Origin of the sequence: Microbacterium sp. Bi121, assembly GCF_918698005.1 — a bacterium.
Lineage (GTDB): Bacteria > Actinomycetota > Actinomycetes > Actinomycetales > Microbacteriaceae > Microbacterium.
On the sequence record NZ_CAKKLJ010000011.1, the window covers coordinates 13,009 to 29,548 of the forward strand.

The 16,540-nt window shown below is 68.5% G+C and carries 10 protein-coding genes; 7 read left to right on the top strand and 3 right to left on the bottom strand.

Annotated features, from left to right (window positions below; all coding sequences use genetic code 11):
• Positions 1 to 126: 126 nt before the first annotated feature.
• From LQZ87_RS14210 to LQZ87_RS14225, 4 genes are read left to right on the top strand one after another with little or no spacing between them, the layout of a single operon-like run.
• The gene (locus tag LQZ87_RS14210; RefSeq protein ID WP_230104100.1) at positions 127 to 1,719 is read left to right on the top strand and encodes a glycoside hydrolase family 43 protein; all 1,593 of its coding nucleotides are present in this window, start codon (positions 127 to 129) and stop codon (positions 1,717 to 1,719) included.
• Complete coding sequence (locus LQZ87_RS14215; RefSeq protein ID WP_230104101.1) at positions 1,716 to 2,720, top strand: ABC transporter permease subunit; 1,005 nt, start codon at positions 1,716 to 1,718, stop codon at positions 2,718 to 2,720. The genes LQZ87_RS14210 and LQZ87_RS14215 overlap by 4 nt, the downstream gene beginning before the upstream one ends.
• Before the next feature lie 13 nt (positions 2,721 to 2,733).
• Complete coding sequence (locus LQZ87_RS14220) at positions 2,734 to 3,693, top strand: carbohydrate ABC transporter permease (protein WP_230104102.1); 960 nt, start codon at positions 2,734 to 2,736, stop codon at positions 3,691 to 3,693.
• Between the two features lie 32 nt (positions 3,694 to 3,725).
• The gene (locus LQZ87_RS14225; protein WP_230104103.1) at positions 3,726 to 5,480 is read left to right on the top strand and encodes an ABC transporter substrate-binding protein; all 1,755 of its coding nucleotides are present in this window, start codon (positions 3,726 to 3,728) and stop codon (positions 5,478 to 5,480) included.
• A 59-nt stretch (positions 5,481 to 5,539) separates the two neighbouring features.
• Here LQZ87_RS14225 and LQZ87_RS14230 read toward each other — a convergent pair whose 3' ends face one another.
• Genes LQZ87_RS14230 through LQZ87_RS14240 form a run of 3 tightly spaced genes read right to left on the bottom strand, consistent with a single transcriptional unit; the run spans position 5,540 to position 9,546 of the window.
• Entirely contained in the window at positions 5,540 to 6,157 is a 618-nt protein-coding gene (locus LQZ87_RS14230) for a DUF624 domain-containing protein (protein WP_230104104.1), read from the bottom strand.
• Positions 6,158 to 7,132: a LacI family DNA-binding transcriptional regulator gene (locus LQZ87_RS14235; protein ID WP_230104105.1), complete on the bottom strand. Its 975-nt coding sequence runs from the start codon at positions 7,130 to 7,132 to the stop codon at positions 6,158 to 6,160.
• On the bottom strand, positions 7,126 to 9,546 hold the full coding sequence (locus LQZ87_RS14240; RefSeq protein WP_230104106.1) for a glycoside hydrolase N-terminal domain-containing protein: 2,421 nt from the start codon (positions 9,544 to 9,546) through the stop codon (positions 7,126 to 7,128). The genes LQZ87_RS14235 and LQZ87_RS14240 overlap by 7 nt, the downstream gene beginning before the upstream one ends.
• Positions 9,547 to 9,606: 60 nt before the next feature.
• Between LQZ87_RS14240 and LQZ87_RS14245 the strand changes: the two genes are divergently transcribed.
• Genes LQZ87_RS14245 through LQZ87_RS14255 form a run of 3 tightly spaced genes read left to right on the top strand, consistent with a single transcriptional unit; the run spans position 9,607 to position 16,519 of the window.
• A complete protein-coding gene (locus LQZ87_RS14245; RefSeq protein ID WP_230104107.1) occupies positions 9,607 to 11,634 on the top strand; it encodes a beta-galactosidase in 2,028 nt (675 codons plus the stop codon).
• On the top strand, positions 11,631 to 13,970 hold the full coding sequence (yicI, locus tag LQZ87_RS14250; protein ID WP_230104108.1) for an alpha-xylosidase: 2,340 nt from the start codon (positions 11,631 to 11,633) through the stop codon (positions 13,968 to 13,970). The genes LQZ87_RS14245 and yicI overlap by 4 nt, the downstream gene beginning before the upstream one ends.
• A complete protein-coding gene (locus LQZ87_RS14255; protein WP_230104109.1) occupies positions 13,967 to 16,519 on the top strand; it encodes a glycoside hydrolase family 3 C-terminal domain-containing protein in 2,553 nt (850 codons plus the stop codon). The genes yicI and LQZ87_RS14255 overlap by 4 nt, the downstream gene beginning before the upstream one ends.
• The last annotated feature ends 21 nt before the right edge of the window (positions 16,520 to 16,540 follow it).

Sequence of the window (16,540 nt, forward strand, 5' to 3'; positions counted from 1 at the left end):
AGTGTTGCGGAGACGCCATCGACCGTCTAGTCTTTCGAATCGAAGCGTTTCGACTTCTTGAGGAACTCGACCTCGCGGGAAGCAGCGCAGACACGTCCTCAACGACGAGAGGTGAGTGGAGACTCGATGACGACCCTCCAGGGCCAGGCCCCGTCCGACTCCGCGCTGCGCGCGGACGAGCGGGCAGTCAGTGCTGCGGAGCATCCGATCATCCCCGGATTCCACCCCGACCCCTCCATCTGCCGCGTCGGCGACGACTACTACATCGCGCACTCGTCATTCGAGTACCACCCCGGTGTGCCTCTGTGGCACAGCACCGACCTCGTCTCTTGGAACCTGGTCGGGCACGCACTCGCCGACGAGCCGCGCTTCCCCGCCGGCCGCGCCGGCGCGAACGGCGGGGTCTACGCGCCGACGTTGCGCCACCACGACGGCCGCTTCTGGATGATCACCACCGACGTCTCGGGCGGCGGAGGGCAGGTCGTCACCTCGGCGCCGTCGATCACCGGCCCGTGGGGGCCGGCCACGGTCATCTCCGGCATCATCGGCATCGACCCCGACCTCGCATGGGATGAGGACGGCACCTGCTACGTCACCTACAGCTCGGACGACGACAGCGCCCCGGACATCGCTCAGGTTCGCGTCGACCTCGAGCGCGGCGAGATCATCGGCGAGCCGTACACGATCTGCCGCGGCATGGGCATGGCCTACCCCGAGGGCCCGCACATCTTCCGCCGCGGCGACTGGTGGTACCTGCTCTACTCCGAGGGCGGCACCGAACGCGGACACTGCGTGAGCATCGCGCGCGCGACCGCACCGGACGGACCGTTCATCCTCTCGACCGAGAACCCGATCTTCACCCGTCGCAGCATGGTCTTCCCCGTGCAGAACACCGGTCACGCCGACATCGTCGAATGCGCGGACGGCAGCTGGGCGATGGTCTACCTGGGCGTACGCGCCCGCGGCACCACCCCGATGTTCCACGTAAACGGACGAGAGACGTTCGTCGCCGGAATCGCATGGGAAGACGGATGGCCGGTCCTCGTCCCCGATGCGTACTCGTTCACCCCGGACGCCACCGACTTCACCGACCGGTTCGACAGCGACGCTCTCGACCTGCGCTGGATCTCGCCCGGGGCCGAAGTGACGTCGTTCGCGCGCGCAGTGCCGGGCCGCGGCATCCAGATCTCGTCCGCCTCGTCGCCGAACGGCGCGCCGGCGATGCTCGCCGCGCGGACGACGGATCTCGAGTGGCGATTCGAGGCCGACGTCTTCGGTTTGGATGCCGGCGGTGCGGATGCCGTCGCCGCTGATGCGGCAGCCGGGGGAGTGCCGGCGGTACGGCTGCGCATGGACGAGGCCCACTGGGCGGAGATCCGCGTCGACGACGGGCGCGCAGTGCTGCACGTCCGGATCGGCCCGGCCGAACGGATCGTCCGGGACGAGGCGCCTGTGAGCGCCGCGGCGCGCGGCGTCGTCACGCTGCGTATCGAGGCGGCCTCGCCCACGCACCGCGGCCCTGACGACCTGATCTTCACCGTCGTCGACGACGCCGGCGAGCGCGAGCTCGACCGCATCGACGGCCGCTACCTGTCGACCGAGGTCGCCGGTGGCTTCCTCGGCAGAACGATCGGGCTTCGAGCCGACGGTGCTCCCGGCGGCGCTCCCGTCGTGTTCACGGAGGTCCGGTACACCGGCGCGAAAGGCAGTACGCGATGACCATCACCACACCCACGTCGGTCACGAGGACCGTGGCCGAGCAGCTCGATCAGAAGGGCGAGCGCTCGCCGCGTGCGCGCAAGCGCCTCGAGAAGCGGGCCGGCGGGCGCAAGTCGTTCGGGATGTTCCTCGTCATCGTGCCGTTCCTGGTGCTCGTGTTCCTGTTCAGCTACTTCCCGCTGTACGGGTGGATCTACTCGCTCTACGATTACAAGCCGGCTCTTGGCCTTGAGGGCAGCGAGTTCGTCGGCCTGCAGTGGTTCCAGCTGCTCGTCAGCTCACCGACGCAGATGGCGCAGATCGGGCAGGTGCTGCTGAACACGCTGGCGATCAGCTTCCTCGGCATCCTCACCTCGATCCTCCCGCTGGCGTTCGCCGTGTTCCTCAACGAGGTGCGCACCAAGTGGTTCCGCAACGCCGTGCAGACGCTCACGACCCTGCCGAACTTCATCTCGTGGGTGCTCGTCTACATGATCGCGTTCTCGCTGTTCTCGAGCTCCGGACTCGTGAACAACGTGCTCACCGACTTCGGCGTCATCACCGCGCCCATCAAGTTCCTCGACACCAGCGACAACATCTGGCTGGTCATGACCCTCTGGAGCATCTGGAAGGGGCTCGGCTGGGGCGCGATCATCTACCTCGCCGCCATCAGCGGCATCGACCCGTCGATGTACGAATCCGCGCGGATCGACGGAGCCGGCCGCTTCCAGACGATGTGGTACATCACCGTCCCCGCCCTCATGCCGACCTACCTCGTTCTGCTGCTGCTGTCGGTGGCGAACCTGCTCAACAACGGCATGGAGCAGTACTTCGTGTTCCAGAACGCGTTCAACATGCAGTGGATCCAGGTGCTCGACCTCTACGTCTACAACATCGGCATGACGGGCAACAGCCTGTCGATGGCCACCGCGATCGGAATGCTCAAGAGCATCATCTCGGTCATCCTCCTGTTCACCGTCAACGGCATCGCCAAGCGTGTGCGCGGCGAAGCGATCGTCTGAGAGGGGCCGGACCATGACCGCGCTCGACACCGCTGCTCTGAAACTGCGACCCCCGCGCCGCCCCGATCACCGCCCGACCCACCGCTCCGGTGGAGACATGCTGTTCGCCATCGTCAATTACACGGTGTTCGGGCTGCTCGTGGTGATCTGCGCCTACCCGTTCTACTACCTGATCATCAACTCGGTCAGCGCCAACGACGTCTCCGCCCTCGGCGATGTGCGGCTCCTGCCGACCGGGTTCCACCTCGGCAACTACCAGCAGGTCTTCCAGCTCAACGGGCTGCCGCTGGCCGCCGTCGTCAGCGTCGCGCGAACCGTGATCGGCACGATCGCCACGGTGCTGGCATCCGCCTTCCTCGGGTTCATGTTCACCCAGAGCCGGATGTGGGCGCGCAAGTTCTGGTACCGCTTCGTCATCGTCACGATGTACTTCAGCGCCGGGCTCATCCCGATCTTCATCATCATGAAGAACCTTGGACTCACGAACAACTTCTGGGTGTACGTGCTGCCGTTCATCGTGCAGCCGTTCTTCATCATCCTCGTCAAGACCTACGTCGAGTCGATGCCGGAATCGCTGCAGGAGGCCGCCGAGCTCGACGGCGCGAACATCGTGCAGATCTTCTTCAAGGTGTACCTGCCGAACATGACGCCGATCCTCGCGACCGTCGCGATCTTCTCTGCCGTCGCGCAGTGGAACAGCTTCCAGGACACCCTGATCTACATCACCGACCAGAGCCTGTACACCCTGCAGTACCTGCTCTACATGTTCATCAACCAGGCATCGAGCCTCGCCCAGGCGGCGCAGAACGCCGGCGGCGACCTCAGCGCGATCGCCGGGGCCGCCACCTCGCAGACGCCGACCTCGATCCGCATGACGGTGTCGGTGCTGGTCGTGCTGCCCATCATCTTCATCTACCCCCTGTTCCAGCGCTTCTTCGTGAAGGGCATCATGCTGGGCGCCGTCAAGGGCTGACGCGCCTCGCACCATTTGAGAAAGGAAAAGCAATGAAGCTGAAGCGGAAAGCCGCGGCGGGTGTGATCGCACTCCTCGCGATCGGACTGCTCACCTCCTGCACCGGTGGCGACGCCGACCAGACCACGGAGAAGATCGACGCGTTCCCCAGCAAGTGGGACGAGGAGATCACGATCGACGTGTTCGACGGCCTGGCCAACTACATGGGCGTGCAGGAGGGCTGGTTCGGCAAGATCGTGAAGGACAAGTTCAACATGAAGTTGAACATCATCGCCCCGAACGTCGCCGGTGGCGGAGACACCCTCTACAACACTCGCGTCTCGGCCGGCGACCTCGGCGACCTCATCATCACCGACAAGGGCGAGAAGCTCGACGAGCTCATCCAGGGCGGGCTCGTCGCCGACACGTCCGCCTACTACCCGGCCATGGAGAACGCCGGCCGCTTCGACAAGGCGATCGAGAAGCTCAATGAGAACGCCGACGGCGTCTACGCGTTCCCGACGTCCGTCTCCAGCATCCCGCCCACCGAGTCGTCAGAGGGCATCGACCCGACGTTCGGTCCGTTCCTGCGGTGGGACCTGTACGCGGAACTCGGTTACCCGAAGATCGAGACGCTGGAAGACCTGCTGCCGGTCCTCAAGGACATGCAGGATCTGGAGCCCACGGCCCCGAACGGTCAGAAGGTGTACGCCCTGTCGCTGTTCAAGGACTGGGACGGCAACTTCATGAACAACGCCAAGCAGCCGATCACGTACTACGGCTACGACGAGGTGCAGTTCGCGCTCGCCATGGCAGACGGCTCGGACTACCAGGGCATCCTGGACGACGACGGCATGTACGAGCGGGTGCTGAACTTCTTCCACAGGGCGAACGAGATGGGCCTGGTCGACCCCGAGTCGACGACCCAGAACTACGACACGCTGTTCTCGAAGATGCAGAACGGGCAGGTGCTCTTCACCTGGTGGCCGTGGCTCGGTCAGTCGGCCTATAACACCGACGCGAACATGGCCGAGGGCAAGGGCTTCATGATCGCCCCGCTCGAAGACCAGAAGATCTTCTCGTACGGCGCAGAGGCCTACGGAGGCAAGCAGGTGCTCGCCGTCGGCTCGAAGGCCGAGGACCCGGAGCGCGTGGCCGCATTCATCGACTGGCTGTACTCGGCCGAGGGCTCGTTGACCAACAGCAGCCAGACCATGGGCGCCGCGGGGCCGGAGGGGCTCACCTGGGAGATGAACGACGCTGGGGAGCCGGCGCTGACGGACTTCGGCAAGCAGGTCTTCCTCAGCGGTGACGCGCCCGTCCCCGCCGAGTGGGGCGGCGGCGCGTACCTCGACGGCGTCTCGGCGCTGAACGTGAGCGTCGTGCTTCCGATCGACACCGACCCGGACAGCGGGTTCCCCTACAGCTACAAGCTGTGGGAGTCGTACCAGGAGCTCACCGCCAACCCGCTCACCGAGGACTGGTCGGAGCACATGGGGGGAGCTGCGACGACCATGGAGTACCTGAAGAACAACGACCAGGTGATCGTCGCCCCCGGTGCGAGCTTCACGATTCCGGCGGACGACTCTGAGATCGAGACGCTGCGCAACCAGGTCAAGGCCGTGATCGTGCAGTCGTCGTGGCAGGCGACCTTCGCCGAGAGCGACGCGCAGTTCGACCAGATCTGGTCCGACCTGCAGAAGACCGCGACAGGACTCGGGTACGACAAGGTGCTCGAGGTCGACCTCGCGACCGCGAAGGCTCAGGACCAGCAGCGCAAGGCCGTCGCGAAGGAGTTCTCCGAGTAGGCGGATGCTGTGGATGGGCCCGGAGCGCGTGCGCTCCGGGCCCTTTCGCGTGCGGAACCTCAGGCCCCGGGGGTGTGGCGGGCGAAGACGCTGCGGAACAGGAACGCCGAGGCGTAGGCACCCACCGAGAAGCCGACCGTGGCGATGATCACGCCGAACATCGGGAAGATGATCGTGACGCATACCAGCGTCGCAGGGATCAGCAGGATGCCGATCGTACGGACCGGCTCGCTCGTCGGCAGCAGCAGCGCGTTCTTCCACGTCGCCCGCACCGGGTTGTCGTACACCGCGGTCAGCGCCATCGCGTACAGGAATGCGGCGAAGAAGTGCACGCCGGCGAGGATGGACACGACCATCGCGATGCCGCCGAGCACGGTCGGCGAGCCCGCCCAGAACACGGCGCTGAACGCGAGCAGCAGGACGGGCAGCAGCAGCGCCAGCCCGAGCAGCGACGCGGACTGCCAGTTGCGCCCGAACGCCGGAAGGTAATCCTTCAGAGGCCGGCCGCTCTCGTCATCCGAGTAGCGGATCGTCACCTCGTACAGCGCCGCGGTCGCCGCAGGGATCGTCAGGATCGGCAGGCACAGCGCGATGTAGAGCAGGTTGAGCGCGACGAAGCTGAGGAACCCGGTGACGCCCTGGGCCGTGCGCCCCTCCGGGTCGATGCCGATGCGCACTCAGACCACCGATGCGCCGGCGAGTCGCGGAGGCAGCAGGTGCACTCGCTCGGTCTCCTGGCCTGCGAGCTCGGCGAGGATCGCCCGCGCAGCCGCCGCGCCGATCTCGCCCGCGGGGATGTCGATCGTGTCGACGAGGCCGGATACGCCGTGCACGAGCTGGAGCGGGCTCAGCGCGATCACGTCGCGCTTCGCGCTGTCCTCCCTGACATGCGCGGCGACATGGGGGAGCGCGGCCTCGTTGTGGAACAGGATGCCCGTGATGTCGGCATCCGCATCGAGCACGGCATCCACCGCCTCGACGGCATCCGCCGAACTCGGGCAGGCGTGCACGGTGCCCGTGATCCCGAGCTCGTCGCACGCCGTGAGGAACCCGCGGTTCAGGCGCTCCACGTAGGAGGTGTGCCGCTCGACGACCTCGGCCGGAGCGCCGAACAGCGCAATCCTGGTGTGCCCGAGCGCGCCGAGACGCTGCGCGGCCAGGCGTCCTGCTGCTTCGAAGTCGAAGTCGACGCAGATGAGCCCCTCGGCGCCCGACGGGAGTCCGATCAGCACGCTGGGTGTCGTGAGATCCCGCAGCGAGGCGATGCGGGGGTCGTCGGATTCGATGTCCATGACCATCAGTGCATCGACGCGCGATCCGCGCGCCGCGTTGATCAGGCCGTCGGCGTCGTCGCTGGTCAGCAGCAGGATGTCGTACTGGTTCTCGCGCGCCTCTTTCACGACGCCGGCCACGATCTCCATGATCACGTGCACGTCGACGCCGGCGCGCAGCGGCGCCTGCAGCCCGATCACGTTGGTCGACCGGGAGGCCAGCGAGCGAGCACTGGCGTGCGGGCTGTACTCGAGCTTCGCAATCGCGGACTCGACCCGGTCGCGGGTGTCCTGCGAGATCGTGCGCTTGCCGCTCATCACGTACGAGACGGTCGAGATCGACACGCCGGCGGCCGCTGCGACATCGGCGATCGTCACCATGAAAGCTCCTTCTCTTCGGCCGGCTCGTGTGCAGCCTCGACCGTCGTCTGCCAGCCGGGAACGAGCTCGACCGTCCGTTCGGCCACTCCGGGTCCGCGGAGGCGCACCTCACGCGCACGTGCGCTGCGCAATGCTATCCGGCTCATGCGACCCGCCGCCCACACCACGTCGACCTCGACACCGCCGCGGGCGCGGATGCCGCGCACCGAGCCCTCGGGCCATGCCGACGGCAGCGCAGGGAGCACGTCGATCACGCCTTCGTGCGACTGCACGAGAGCCTCGGCCACCGCGGCCGTGAACCCCAGGTTGCCGTCGATCTGGAACGGCGGATGCGCGCTGAAGAGGTTGCGATAGACGCCACCACGGTGGGCTGCGGTGTCGGAACCGTGCGCGCTTCGCAGCAGCATGCGCAGCTGTTCGTACACGCGCTCGCCATCGTGCAGGCGCGCCCACATCAGCGCCCGCCATGCGAGCGCCCAGCCCGTCGATTCCGGGCCGCGCCCGAGAATCGACCGCGCCGCGGCCTCAGCGAGCCCGGGGGTGGCATCCGGAGTGATGAGACCGAGCGGGAACAGCCCGACCAGGTGCGACAGATGCCGGTGATGCGGCTCGGCGTCCGGAACGTCAGATACCCACTCCTGGATCCGCCCGCGGGCGTCCACCGACAACGGCGGCAGCAGCGCGACGAGCTCGGCGAACTCGACCACCCAGGCGTCATCACGATCGAGGATCGCGGCAGCCTCGGTGCACGCGTCCGCCAGAGCGCGCAGAAGCTCGGCGTCCATGCTCGCCATGAGCCCGAGCGGCCGCGGCGTGCCGCCGGCATCGACCCAGCCGTGCTCCGGAGACGTCGACGGGCTCGTCCATGCGCGGACGCCGTCCGTCTGCACCCAGCTCAGAGCGAAGTGCGCCGTGCGCTCGAGCACCGGCCAGGCGGTGCTCGCCAGCCACTGCGTGTCGCCGCCGTCCTGGTCAGCACCGCTGAAGCGGGCGTGCTCCCACAGGTGCAGGCTCAGCCAGACGCCGCCCATCGGCCAGGTCGACCAGGCTGGATCGCCCGCTCCCTGCCCGACCGCTGCCGCATGCCCCCACGGGTCGGTGTTGTGGTGCAGCACCCAGCCGTCAGCGCCGTACAGCTCGCGGGCGACGGTCGCTCCGGCGCCTGCCGAGACGCGGCCGATGAAGTCCAGCAGCGGCTCGTGACATTCAGCGAGTCCGGTGGTCTCGGCCGGCCAGTACGCCATCTCGAGGTTGATGTTGGTCGTGTAGCCGCTCGACCAGGGGCCGGGGAGCTCGGCGTTCCAGATGCCCTGCAGGTTCGCCGGCAGCCCGCCGGGGCGCGACGACGACATCAGCAGGTAGCGGCCGTAGTGGAACGACAGCGCCGACAGCGCCGGGTCATCGACACCCTGCGCGCGGATGATGCGTTCGTCGGTGTCGAGCGCCGCGACCTCAGTCGTGACCGGCAGGTCGAGAGCGCAGCGGTCGTACAGTTCCCGGTGGGCGGCGATGTGCGCGGCGCGCAACGCGGCCGCGTCGCTTGCGTCGGAGTCTCCGGCGGATGCCACAGCCGCTGCCAGCGCGACGACGTCGGTGCCTGCATCCGCTGTCGCCGTGCCGATCAGGAGCAGGTGCTCGCGGGCAGCCTCGGTGCGCAGCACGCCGTCGGTATTGTCGGACGCCGTGGATGCATGGATGACCACGGCACCCTGTCGTCCGCGCTCGACGTCGTAGCGGATCTCGGCCGGCGGCTCGGCGTGGCCAGGAGGGACGTCGACGGGCAGGTGCCAGTGAGCGACGAGCGCGCCGCGCGCGTTCCCGGGCGCTGAGCCCGCCGAAGCGTCAGGGAACGGGCCTGTCACACGCACCTCGAGCCGCACCGGCGCCTCGGCGACGATGCGATGCGTGAGAGCTCCGGTGACGGCATCCGCCCACGTCTCGTGCTGCATTCGACCGATGCCCGCCATGGCATACGTGTGCGCGGCGATGCCCGTGCGCAGGTCAAGCGTGCGCTCGAGGTCGACGGCGGAGTCGGGCTTTTCGACGACGGCGGAGCCGATTTGGTCGACGAGGGCGATGTCGACGGTTCCGAACGGCAGGAACGCCTGCGCCCACGGCGTCTGCTGTCGCATCGCCAGCTGCTCGGCACGATCCAGATCCCCTGAGTCGATGGCCGTACGCAGGGTTGCCAGAGCTTCGACGCCGGAATCCTGAGCGCCGGCCAGCAGCCCCTCGGGAACCGGCCCCGACCACGCGGACCCGTCGTTCAGATGCAGGCGCTCGCCGAGTGGGCGGCCCTCGCACATCGCCGCTCGATGCCCGTTGCCGACGGGCAGAGCGTCCGTCCAGACCGTCGAGGGACGGCGGTATCGCAGAACGTGCAGGGCGTCTTCGCCCGGCGTGGACATCGGCATGTGGTTAGTATATGTTCTCGTTGTTGAAACGCTTCGACAATTCGACGGGGAATACAGAAAATGTCATCGACGACCACGGCACGAGCGGCCTTCGACGCGCTCATCGCCGAGCGCGGGCTGGCCTTCGGCGGCGACTACAACCCCGAGCAGTGGCCGCGGGAGACGTGGCGCGAAGACGTGCGCCTCATGCGCGAGGCCGGCGTGAACTTCGTCACCGTCGGCGTCTTCAGCTGGGCGACGATCGAACCGCGACCCGGTGCCCGTGAGTGGGACTGGCTCGACGAGATCCTCTGGTTGCTGCACGAGAACGGCATCGCCGTCGACCTCGCGATGCCGGTGGCCTCACCGCCGCCGTGGCTGGGAATCCAGCATCCGGACGTCCTGCCCGTCGACCGCGACGGTGTGCGCCTGATCGCCGGATCCCGCAACCAGTTCTCGCCGGCCTCGCGGACGTATCGCGAGCACGCGCTGGCCATCACCCGCGACATCGCCACGCGCTACGCCGGGCATCCGGCCGTGCGCATGTGGCACGTCGGAAACGAGTACGGCCAGATCGACCACGGCGACGAGGCCGCGCGCGAGTTCCGCATCTGGCTCGAGCGTCGCTACGGCGGGATCGACGCCCTCAACGCCGCCTGGAACACCGCGTTCTGGTCGCAGCGCTACGACTCGTTCGACGAGATCCTCCCGCCCCGCCGGACGCCGTACCTGGTGAACCCCGCCCAGTCGCTCGACTTCCGCCGCTACAGCTCGGACCAGCTGCTCGCCTGCTACACCGAGCTGCGCGACGCCATCAGGGCGTCCGGCGCCGCACAGCCGATCACGACGAACTTCATGGGATTCTTCGCGCACGCCGACTACCACTCGTGGGCCGCCGAGGTCGACGTCGTCTCGGACGACCAGTACCCCGATCCAGCGAATCCGGATGCCGCGAGCGAGATCGCCCTCGTGCAGGACCTGATGCGATCGCTCGGTCAGGGGCGCAGCTGGATGCTCATGGAGCAGTCCATCAGCGCCGTCTCCTGGCGCGAGCACAACCTGCCCAAGTCGCCGCTGCGCGCACGCCGCGACTCGCTGCAGGCTGTCGCCCGCGGTGCCGACGCGATCTGCTTCTTCCAATGGCGTCAGGCGCGGTCCGGCGCCGAGCGGTTCCACTCGTCGATGCTCCCGCACGCCGGCGCCGACAGCGATGTGTTCCGCGGCGCGTGCAGGCAGGGCGCCGACCTGCAGAAGCTCGCCGCTGTCGCCGGCACCGAGATCGCGACGGACGTGGCGCTGCTGTTCGACTGGTCGGCATGGTGGGCGGGCGAGGAACCGGCGCGTCCCACCGAGCGGCTGTCGACGATGGAGCAGGTGAACCGCTGGTACCGGTCGCTGTGGCGCCGCGGCATCCCCGTCGACGTCCTGCATCCCGATGCCGGCCTCGACGACTACCGTGTGATCCTCGTGCCGCACGCCTACATCCTCAGCGACGCGGCCGCCCAGGCGCTCGCCGGCGCAGCCGCACGCGGCGCGCAGGTCGTGATCGGACCGTTCAGCGGGGTCGCCGACGAGAACGCGGGAATCCTGCAGGGGCGCTCGCCCGTCCAGCTGCGTGAACTGATCGGCGCGAGCGGCGAGGAATGGTCGGGCATGCTCCCTGGCGCGCTGCAGCTCGCGGACGGATTCAGCGCTGATGAGCGGGGGCCGACCGCGAGCATCCTCGCCGAACGCCTGCGCGCAGAAGGCGGTGAGGTGCTCGCCGCACACGCGGACGGCGATCTCGCCGGCATCCCCGCCGTGATCCGGAACGACAACGCGTGGTATCTCGGCGCCGTGGTCTCGGACGGCGTGCTGGATGCCGTCCTCGCGCGGGCGCTCACCGCGGCATCCGTCACCGGCCCGATCGACGGACTCGACACGCTGCCCGACGGGCTCGAGGCCGTGCGACGCGGAGACGTGCTGTTCCTGCTGAACCACACGCAGCACCCCATCGAAGTGCCGGTGACGGCGGGTCTTGTCGACCTGCTCACCGGAGAAGAGACCGGAGACATCGTCGGCATCGCGCCGGGCGACGTCCGAGCATTGAGCGAAAGGCAACACAGGTGAAGTTCACCGACGGCTACTGGCTGACCCGACCGGGGCTCACCCCGCTGTTCGCGATCGAGGTCGACGACATCCGCATCGACGAGGCGGCTGGCACGCTCACCGTCTTCGCGCCCACGACGCACATCCGCCATCGAGGTGACACGTTGAACCGGCCGATGCTCACGGTGACGTTCTCGTCGCCGGCACCAGGGGTCGTGAAGACGCGCGTGCAGCGGCACGCCGGCGGTGTGCACCGCGGGCCGGACTTCGCTATCAACGCCGAGAACGGCTTCGTGCCCGCCGTGTCGGTGACCGACGGCGAGGGCGTGCTGCAGACCGGCGACCTCACCGTGCGCATCGCACGCGGAGACGGCTGGAACGTGACGTTCGAAGAGGGTGGGCGCGTGCTCACGCGCTCCGAGCCCCGGTCGATCGGGCACTACAGCGCGCCCGCTCAGGGCGGCGTCGAGCCGGAGACCTGGGTGCACCAGCAGCTCTCGCTCGCACCCGGTGAGCGCGTCTACGGATTCGGCGAGCGCTTCGGCGCGTTCGTGAAGAACGGGCAGGTCATCGACAGCTGGAACGCCGACGGCGGCACGTCCAGCGAGCAGGCGTACAAGTCGGTGCCGTTCTACGTCTCGGCGCGCGGCTACGGCGTGCTCGTCGACAGCCCGGACGCGGTGTCGTTCGAGATCGGCAGCGAGGTGAACTCCCGCGTGCAGTTCTCGGTGCCTGGCGAGACGCTCGACTACTACGTCATCGGCGGCGGCACGCCCAAGAACGTGCTCAGCCGGTACACCGCGCTCACCGGCCGCCCGGCACGCGTGCCGGCCTGGTCGTTCGGACTCTGGCTGACCACGTCGTTCACCGCGGACTACGACGAGGCGACCGTCAACGAGTTCATCGCCGGTTTCGCCGAGCGCGACCTGCCGCTGAGCGTGTTCCACTTCGACTGCTTCTGGATGCGCGAGTACCAGTGGACCGACTTCGAATGGGACCCTCGTACCTTCCCCGACCCCGAGGGCCAGCTCGCGCGGCTGCACGAGCGGGAGCTGAAGGTCTCGGCCTGGATCAACCCGTACATCGCCCAGCGCTCCGTCCTGTTCGCCGAAGCGGTCGAGAAGGGGTACCTGCTCAAGCGCACCGACGGCAGCGTGTGGCAGTGGGATCTGTGGCAGGCCGGCATGGGCATCGTCGACTTCACGAACCCCGAGGCGGCCGACTGGTACGTGGCGCACCTCGAGCGCCTCATGGGGCAGGGCGTCGACACGTTCAAGACCGACTTCGGTGAGCGGATCCCGCACGAGGGCGTCGTGTGGTTCGACGGCTCCGACCCAGCGCGCATGCACAACTACTACCCGCAGCTGTACAACGAGATCGTCTTCCGCGCGCTCGAGAAGCACCGAGGAGCAGGCGACGCCGTGCTGTTCGCCCGCTCGGCGACAGCTGGAGGACAGCAGTTCCCCGTGCACTGGGGCGGCGACTCAGACTCGACGTTCTCGTCGATGGCCGAGTCGCTCCGAGGCGGGCTGTCGCTCGCGATGAGCGGCTTCGGATACTGGAGCCACGACATCGGCGGATTCGAGGGGACCCCTGACGCCGGGCTCTTCAAGCGCTGGCTGGCGTTCGGTCTGCTGTCGTCGCACTCGCGTCTGCACGGCTCGGACAGCTTCCGCGTGCCGTGGATCTTCGACGACGAGGCCGTCGAGGTCACGCGGCTGTTCACGAATCTCAAGATGCGGCTCATGCCGTATCTCGCTCGGGTCGCCGAAGAGGCGCACACGGACGGCATCCCGATGATGCGCGCGATGGTGCTCGAGTTCCCCGAGGACCGCTCGGGGCACGACGCCGACACGCAGTACATGCTCGGTGACGCGCTGCTTGTCGCACCGGTGTTCACCGCCGAGGGCGAGGTGTCGTACTACCTGCCGGCCGGGGCGTGGACGTCGCTGCTGGACGGTTCGGTCGCACCCGGATGCCGTTGGGCGACGGAGAGTCATGACTTCCTGTCGGTGCCGCTGCGCGTGCGGCCCGGCACCGTGCTGCCCTGGGGCGCCGTCGACTCCCGTCCCGACTACGAGTGGGCCGACGGCGTCACGCTGCGCTGCTTCGAGCTGCCGGACGGACACGACGCGGTGACGGTGGTCCCAGGGTTCGACGGGGCATCCACGTCGTTCCGCGTCCGTCGCTCCGGCGCGACGATCACCGCCTCGAGCTCGGATGCCGTGGCGTCGTGGTCTGTGCAGGTGGGGGAAGCCGTGGCATTCGCCGATGGAGCCGGTGAGATCTCCGTGTCCATTCCCGAAACCGACTCCCACTCTGATTCCGTCTCGAACCCCGTGGAGGGTGACCGATGAACTTCCGTCGAACCGATCTGACCGTCAGCGAACGCGCGGCCGACCTGCTGGCACAGCTGACGCCCGACGAACGCGTCGCGATGCTGCATCAGGCGATGCCGGCGATCGAACGGCTCGGCATCGCCGAATCGCGCACCGGTGCGGAGGCGCTGCACGGTGTGGCGTGGCTCGGCACCGGTACGGTTTTCCCGCAGCCCGTGGGCCTGGCTGCGACCTGGGACCCGGAGCTGATCGAGGCGATCGGCGACGTCGCATCGACCGAGCTGCGCGCCAAGCGGGCCGAGAACCCGCTCGTGAGCCTGAACGCGTGGGCGCCGGTGGTGAACACGCTTCGCCATCCGCTATGGGGTCGCAATGAGGAGGGGTACTCGGAGGATCCGCATCTCACAGGGCAGCTCGGCTGCGCCTACGCCCAGGGGCTGCGCGGTCGGCACGAGCGGGTGTGGAAGACGGTGCCGGCGCTCAAGCATTTCCTCGCCTACAGCAACGAGACGGACCGCTCGGCGACGTCGAGCGAGATGTCGCTGCGGACCCTCCACGAGGAGGAGCTGGCCGCGTTCCGTCCGGCGATCGAGCGGCAGGCGGCAGGGTCGATGATGCTCGCCTACAACAGGGTCAACGGCACGCCGGCGCACACGCAGCCCGAGCTCGTCGCCGAGGCCCGGAGCTGGACGGACGGATCGATCGCGATCGTCTCGGATGCCGGAGCACCGACCTTCACCGTCACGATCCAGGGCGCGCAGCCCGATGGCGCGCACGCCGCGGCGGCGCTCGTGACGAGCGGAATGGACTCGTTCACCGACAACGACGCCGATGCGAAGCCGACGATCGCGAACGTTCAGAGTGCGCTCGACCAGGGGCTGCTGACCTGGGACGACGTCGATCGTGCGGTGACCCGCATCCTCGAGATGCGCATCCGCACCGGGGAGTTCGACGGCGATGGATTCCATGGCGCCGGCTCTCACGGCGGCGGTGCTCATGAGGGCGGTGACCCGTACGCCGGTATCGGCGTCGACGCGATCGATGCGCCCTCGTCGCGTGCACTGGCGCGGGAGGCGGCCGGTCGTTCGGTCGTCGTGCTGCGCAACGACGCCGGGGTGCTGCCGCTGCAGGAGCCGACGCGGCTGGCGGTCGTCGGACCGCTGGCGGATGCCGTGCTCACGGACTGGTACTCGGGAACGCCTCCGTACGTCGTCGGCATCGCGTCCGGGCTGCGGGGCCGGTACCCGTCGGCTTCGGTCGCGGTCGAGACCGGGGCTGACACGGTCACGCTGCGGGCCGCCAGCGGTCTGCACGTGGTGGTGTCGGACGATGGCGGACAGGTGGCGGCAGTCGCTGCCTCTGGTTCTGCCTCTGGTTCTGGCTCTGGCGAGGCGTCGCTGTTCGACGTGACCGACTGGGGCGACGGGCTGCTGACCCTGCGCTCGCACGCGAGCGGTGGTCTGCTCACCGGAGGCGCCTGGCCGATGAGAGCCGACGCCGAGCGCGTTGGCGGGTGGGTCGTGCAGGAGAGCTTCCGCAGACACGAGCACGCCGACGGCACCTGGTCGCTGCTGCACCTGGGCTCAGGACGCTGGGTGCGCGCCTCGCGCGACGTCGGACTGCTGCTCGCCGAGGGCGTGACGCTGGACGACGCGGAACGGTTCAGCGTCGAGGTCGTGCGGTCGGGTGCCGAAGCGGTGGCGGCGGCTGCAGCATCCGCTGACGTCGTGATCGTCGCGGTGGGCAATGATCCGCATCTGGCCGGACGCGAGGCAGCCGATCGGCCGCACCTCATGCTGCCCGATGCCTTCACCCGCATCTGGCGCCTCGCGCATGGCGCGAACCCGCAGACGGTGCTGACGATCGTTTCGAGCTACCCGTATGTGCTGGGCGAGGCGGATGCCGCGGCATCCGTCGTCTGGTCGAGCCACGGCGGGCAGGAACTCGGGTCGGGCATCGCCGACGTGCTCAGCGGAGACCGCGAACCAACCGGACGACTCGCGCAGTCGTGGCCGTCCGACCCGGCGCAGGCCGGTGACCTCTTCGACTACGACACGCTGCGGCAGCAGGCGACGTACCGCCATCAGCCGAAGCCGTACGCGTTCGCATTCGGGCACGGGCTGACGTACTCGCGGGTGTCGTACTCGGCCGTCACCGCGACAGCCGAGGCCGTCGCGCCGGAGCCGACGCACCGGCATCCGGCGCTCGGCGAAGACGGCGACGTGCACGTCACCGTGACTGTGACCAACGAGGGGGGTCGCCCGGCCGAGGAGCTCGTCCAGGTGTACGCGCTCGCCCCGTCGCTCCCTCTGCCCGCACCCCGTCGGCTGCTCGTCGCGTACCGACGCGTGCGCCTCGAGCCGGGGGAGAGCCGGGAGGTCGAGCTGACGTTCGACGTCGCGAGGCTCGCGGTGTGGGACGAGTCGCTGCGGCTGGATGGCGCCGTGGACGACTGGGTGCACGAGGGCGCGCTGCGGGTGCAGCCCGGGACATATGTGCTCGCGGCCGGTCCGAGCGCTGACGACCTGCCGGTCTCGGCGGAGCTGCAGGTGAGTGCGGGCGGCTGAGGTGGTCGAGTCATCTGAACC